Origin of the sequence: Corynebacterium lipophiloflavum DSM 44291 (assembly GCF_000159635.1) — a bacterium.
GTDB classification, from domain to species: domain Bacteria; phylum Actinomycetota; class Actinomycetes; order Mycobacteriales; family Mycobacteriaceae; genus Corynebacterium; species Corynebacterium lipophiloflavum.
Genome location: NZ_GG667205.1, coordinates 1 through 1,407 on the forward strand (window position 1 = coordinate 1; position 1,407 = coordinate 1,407).

Annotated in this window: 1 protein-coding gene; it reads right to left on the minus strand. The window is 64.3% G+C overall.

What is annotated here, in order from left to right; translation table 11 throughout:
* Positions 1-6: 6 nt before the first annotated feature.
* Positions 7-1,266 (minus strand): IS256 family transposase, encoded by a 1,260-nt coding sequence (locus tag HMPREF0298_RS11190; protein ID WP_006841310.1) that lies wholly within the window; start codon positions 1,264-1,266, stop codon positions 7-9.
* Between the last annotated feature and the right edge of the window lie 141 nt (positions 1,267-1,407).

Sequence of the window (1,407 nt, forward strand, 5' to 3'; positions counted from 1 at the left end):
ATCTGGTCAGTCGCAGTGATCAACGAGTTCCGTGGGTTGATCATAACCAGTACCGGTGTCGAGGGCGTGTTGTTTGGCCGCGATGACGGCTCGGAGTTCGGCCATGGAGCTCTCTGACAGGTAGCGGCGGCCGACTTGCCATTCGTCGTGTTGGTCGATGACCACCGAGGTCGCAAGCCGTAGGAACGCGGCCGGGTTGGGGAAGATCTCCACGACGTCCGCACGGCGCTTGATCTCCTTGTTCAGCCGCTCGATCGGGTTGTTGGACCAGATCTTCTGCCAGTGCCCTTTCGGGAACGCGGTGAACGCAAAAACGTCGGTCTTGGCCTCGCGCATCATCGCGGTGGCCTTGGGGAACGAGGCGGCGAAGGTGTCGGCGACCTGGTCCCACTGCGCAGCCACATCCTTGGGGTCGGTGTGGGCGAAGATCGTCTTGACCGCCGCGGTCACCGCGGGTGCGTGCTTGGACGCTACCGTGCCATGCAGATTGCGCATGAAGTGCACCCGGCAGCGCTGCCAGGAGGCGCCCACAAACTGCTTGGCTACGGCCGCCTTGAGGCCCGCATGGGCGTCGGAGATGACCAGGTGCACCCCGGATAGCCCACGGGTCTTCAAAGAGCGCAGGAAGTCATTCCAGAACTCGTACGACTCACTGTCCCCGACCGCCGTGCCGAGCACTTCGCGGGTGCCATCAGCGGAAACGCCAGTGGCCACGACCATGGCATGAGATACCACGTGCGCACCGATCCGGACCTTGCAGAACGTCGCGTCAGCGAACACGTACGGGAACTCGGTGTGGGCCAGCGTGCGGGTACGAAACGCCTCCACTTCGGCGTCGAGCTCGGCGCAGATTCGGGACACCTCAGACTTCGAGATGCCAGTGTCCACACCGAGAGCCCGCACGAGATCGTCCACACCGCGTGTAGAGACCCCGTGTACGTAGGCCTGCATGATCACCGCGTACAGGGCCCGGTCGATGCGCCGGCGCCGCTCGAGCAGAGCGGGGAAGAACGACCCGGAACGCAGCTTCGGGATCCGCGCCTCAATGTCCCCTGCAGGTGTAGAGACAGTCTTGTTTCGGTACCCGTTGCGGTGCGTGGTGCGGTCCTCGTTGCGCTCGTACCTGCCGGCGCCGATCTTGGCTGACGCTTCAGCCTCGATCAGCGCCTGCAGGCCGGCCCGCACCAGCTCGGCGAACATCGCCTGCGGATCGGCGGACAGGAGTGCATCCAACTGAGCGTGTACGCCAGAATGGGAGTGGGTCATCGCGTGGTGTGTCCTTCCGTGAGCTACTTGGTCGTAACTCATTGACCACTACGCGATGGCCCACCCCCTTTGGCGGGCCGCCACACCGTCGTCAGCCCGAACCCCGGCCCCCAAACCCCACCACTCCAAGGGACTTACCCC

What these genes read in the sequence shown, in the direction of transcription:
- HMPREF0298_RS11190 (WP_006841310.1), bottom strand. Translation starts at nt 1,266, where the DNA reads ATGACCCACTCCCATTCTGGCGTACACGCTCAGTTGGATGCACTCCTG.